The 4,057-nt window shown below is 68.6% G+C and carries 4 protein-coding genes; 2 read left to right on the top strand and 2 right to left on the bottom strand.

The annotated features are described in order from the left end of the window. Window positions 1-160: DUF3054 domain-containing protein (locus ACFWPJ_RS12880; RefSeq protein ID WP_378850385.1), on the top strand; the 160-nt coding region annotated here is incomplete at its 5' end. 8 nt (window positions 161-168) lie between these two features. Here ACFWPJ_RS12880 and ACFWPJ_RS12885 read toward each other — a convergent pair. Both ACFWPJ_RS12885 and ACFWPJ_RS12890 read right to left on the bottom strand, forming a co-directional pair. After that, window positions 169-1,251 (bottom strand): YbhN family protein, encoded by a 1,083-nt coding sequence (locus ACFWPJ_RS12885; RefSeq protein WP_378850365.1) that lies wholly within the window; start codon window positions 1,249-1,251, stop codon window positions 169-171. Window positions 1,252-1,260: 9 nt separating this feature from the next. Then, the gene (locus ACFWPJ_RS12890) at window positions 1,261-2,841 is read right to left on the bottom strand and encodes an adenylate/guanylate cyclase domain-containing protein (protein WP_378850388.1); all 1,581 of its coding nucleotides are present in this window, start codon (window positions 2,839-2,841) and stop codon (window positions 1,261-1,263) included. 72 nt (window positions 2,842-2,913) lie between these two features. On the opposite strand from ACFWPJ_RS12890, the gene ACFWPJ_RS12895 reads away from it, so the two are divergent. Further along, on the top strand, window positions 2,914-4,057 hold a 1,144-nt coding region (locus ACFWPJ_RS12895), incomplete at its 3' end, for an AI-2E family transporter (protein ID WP_378850368.1).

The following is a 4,057-nucleotide window of genomic DNA, read 5'->3' on the forward strand; positions in this document are numbered from 1 at the left end:
GCGGGGGGGAATCGTGTTCTGGCTCGGCACCCTGGTCGGGGGGTTGGTGCTGCGCGCGGTCAGCGGCCAGGGCGTCGCGGTGAGCTTCGTGATCGTCGCGGCCTGCGTCCTCGCGTTGTTCCTGCTGGGCTGGCGCGCCGCCATCCGTGCCCTGCGCTGAACCTCCGTTCAGATTCGGCGCTGTTGCTTGAACTCTTGTTCGTACTCGGCGTCGTCGGCCTGCGGCGTGCGGAACAGGAACGCGAAGACGATCCAGCCCACGATAGCGACCAGGATGAAGCTGACGAACCGGTAGACGAACGCGGCGGCGACAGCCTGCGAGGCGGGCAGACCCGCGCCGGCGGTGAGGCCGTAGATCAGCGTCGCGTCGACGTAGACGATGCCGCCCGGCGCGAACGGGATGGAACCGACGGCCTTGCCCGCGGTGAACGCGATGAGCAGGCCGGACAACTTGGGATCGGCGCCGACCGCGAAACAGGCAGCGCCGAGACAGGCCACGTCGGCGAACCGGTGCATCAGCGCCCAGACGCCGACCAGCGCCGCGTCCTTCCTGCCCAGGTCGACCGATTCGAGCTGGGCCCTGATCTCGGCCAGTTTCGCGATGCCGTGGTTGGCGGGCTTCTTGCGGAGCCGGTTCACCAGCGCGAGCACGCGGCGCAGCATCGACTCCAGCGTGCCGGGATGCCGGGCGAGATAGTTGCCCGCGATCAGCAGCGCCGCCAAGATCACCAGCGACCCGATGAGCTTGGGCCCGATCTGGTTCCCGACCAGCGCCGCACCGGCGATCCCGAGCAGCGCCAGCCCGGCCGCGGCCACCACGCCGGAGAATACCAGCTGCCAGGACGCGACGATCGGGCTCGCACCCCAGCGCCGGGTCTGGCGGTAGGTGAACGCGGTGGAGAAGACCTGGCCCGCGGGCAGCGTCACCGACATCGCGGTCGCGCCGTACACCACCGACACCGATTTGCCCTGGCTGACGTCGACCCCACCCGCGTGCAGCAGCTGCTTCTGCACCCGGCCGAACCCGCTCATCGACATCGCCTGCAACACGATGCACAGGACCACCCAGCCCCAGTGGATCTCGGTGAGCGTGCGCCAGGATTCGTGCAGGCGCGGCCACAGGAAGATGCCTTCGCCGACGAGCAGGGCGAGCAGCACCGCGCCGAGCACCCACTTCACCCACCGGAACCGGCGGCGGCGCTCGGCCGGTGGCGAGGCGGGGTCGCCTGCTAGGTCGCCGTCGGCGGTCACGGTCTCAGCCTAATGAGCACAGTCGGCCTCCGGCCGTCCGCAGACCGCGCATGGCCGGAGCGCAGGCGGAGGTACGCCTAACGAACGCAGCTGTTCTTCCTGGTCCGCGTCGTCCGTGGCGGTCGCCGGCTTGGGCCAGGCCAGGCGGGTTTTCCTGCGTCTGCCACGCAGCTGGACCTCGTCGCCGGTTTCCCAATGGTCTTGCTCGCTTTCGTCGGCGAAGTAGAGCGCGCTGCCCGAAGCGAGAACGCGGCCGGGTTGATCTTTGGCCAATTCGGTGAGCCGCGACGCCTCGTTGACGGGGTCGCCGATCACGGTGTATTCGAAACGATTCGCGGCGCCGATGTTTCCGGCGACCGCCAGACCCGCCGAGACGCCGATGCCGACGTCGAGGCTGGTCACCTCGCGCAGCGCCTCGCGCAGATCGCGGGCGGCGGCCAGCGCGGCGCTCGGTGCGTCGGGACGGTCCAGCGGTGCGCCGAAGATCGCCAGCGCCGCATCGCCGACGAACTTGTTGACGAAACCGTGGTGGCGGTCGATCACGTCGACCACCACCCGGAAGAACTCGTTGAGCAGGCTGACGACCTCGGTCGGCGGACGTTCGGCCGCGGCGGCCGTCGAGCCGACCATGTCGACGAACAGCACCGCGACGAACCTGGTCTCACCGCCCAGTTCGGTGCCGTAGTCCAGGGCGCGCTGGGCCACGTCCTCACCGACGTGCTGACCGAACAGTTCCTGCAGCTTGCGCCGCTTGGCCGACTCGTCCATCATCCGGTTGAAGCCGACCTGCAGCAGGCCGATCTCACTGCCGTCGTAGACCTCCACCTGCACGTCGCGCGCACCGCCCTGCACCCTGTTGATGGCTTGGGACAGCTGGCGCACCGGGTCGGAGATCGAGGAACCGGTGAGCATCGACAGCGCCAGCGCCTGCATGATCACCACGCCGCACAGCAGCAGGATCGAGATGGCCAGCGAGTTCGCCGAGAACTTCACATCGGAGGAGATCTGGGTGACGCACAGCAGCACGATCGCGATGGTCGGCGCGAAGGTGCCCATGCCCCAGGTCATCGCCATCCTGGTACCGACGCCGGGGGTGAGGGTGTGGTCGAAGGTGCCCTCGGTCAGCGCCTCGGCGGCGACCGGGCGCAGGATGCGCTCACCGAGCATGTAGGTGAAGCCGAACACGATCGTGGCGGCCATACATTCGGTGACGATCACCGCGCCCGCCAGCTCGGGCGATTCGACGATGATCATCGCGGCCAGGATGGCGCCGCCGATGATCCACAGCGCCAGATGCAGGATCGACTGGCGCAGCGGCACGTGCAGCGCGGCCATCTGTTCCTGCCTGCTCGGTGGGCCGCCGCGCATCTGCCAGCGCATCACCGGCCGCAACATCAGCGCCGCGCCGACGATGCTCAGTACCGCGGCGGCGCCGAAGACCAGCACCGGCGCGAGGAAGCCGGTCTTGCGCACGCCGGGATCGCCCTCGGGCACCGGCAGGCCGTATTGGATGAAGGCCCACACCAGGACCGCGCCGAAGGCATTGGCCAGCAGTACCGAGGTCAGATACAGCGGCCAGCGCGTTCGCATGGTCTGTTTGACCGCTTCCAGGGGCGCCGACACGACCACCAATCTAGCGTTCGGACCGATAGGCTCTCTCGGGTGACCGACCAGAAGGTAGATTCCGTGCCCACGTCCGCACCGTGGCGCGCGGACGCGGAGTCGGTACATCCGCTGGTCCGCAAAGCCGCAGCCTGGTCCTGGCGGCTGCTGATCATCTTCGCCGCCCTGCTCGCGGTGGGGATGCTGGTGCAGAAGTTCGCCACCGTGGTGATTCCGCTGGCGATCGCGCTGCTCGCGGCCGCGCTGCTCGCCCCGCTGGTCGACTGGATGCAGCGGGTCGGGATTCCGCGTTCGCTGGGCGTGTTCGTCGCGCTGGTCGGGTCGATCGGCCTGCTAGCGGGAATCATGACCTTCGTCGTGGAGCAGTTCGTCGACGGTGTGCCGGGATTGTCCAACGAGGTCACCAACAGTGTGCACAAGGTGCAGGACTGGCTGATCAACGGTCCGCCGCACCTGAGCGATCAGCAGATCCGCAGCGCCGGTGACACCATCGTGCGCACCATCCAGGACAACCGTGAGAGCCTGACCAGCGGCGCGCTGACCACCGCCACCGCGATCGGGCACATCCTCACCGGCGCGTTCCTGATCCTGTTCATCCTCATCTTCTTCCTCTACGGCGGCGATCAGATCTGGCATTTCGTCACCCGGATCATCCCCACCGCGCACCGGGACAAGGTCCGCACCGGCGGTGAGCTGGGCTTCGGCACGCTGGTCGGGTTCGTGCGCGCCACGGTCGTCGTGGCCGCGGTGGACGCGATCGGTATAGGAGCGGGGTTGGCGATCCTGCACGTCCCGCTGGCGCTGCCGCTGGCCTCGCTGGTGTTCATCAGCGCGTTCATCCCGATCATCGGCGCGTTCTTCGCCGGGTTCGTCGCGGTGTTCATCGCGCTGGTCACCAAGGGCCCGGTGACGGCCCTGATCGTGCTCGGCATCATCATCGCGGTCATGCAGCTGGAAGGGCATGTGCTGCAGCCGTTGCTGCTGGGTCGCGCGGTGAGCATCCATCCGCTGGCCGTCGTCCTGGCGATCACCGCCGGCTTGGTGGTCGGCGGGATCGCGGGTGCGCTGCTGGCGGTGCCGCTGATCGCGGTCGGCAATACCGCGATACCGTTACAGCACGCCGGCAGTACGGTGGTGGGGGACGGGGCTGGCGGCCGGGGTGGGGCACGGGCGCGGTTGGACC

This window comes from Nocardia sp. NPDC058497, from assembly GCF_042720195.1.
Lineage (GTDB): Bacteria > Actinomycetota > Actinomycetes > Mycobacteriales > Mycobacteriaceae > Nocardia.

Bases quoted from the DNA above. Each gene is read 5' to 3' on its own strand.
- ACFWPJ_RS12890 (WP_378850388.1), bottom strand. From the start codon at position 2,841: ATGCGAACGCGCTGGCCGCTGTATCTGACCTCGGTACTGCTGGCCAAT.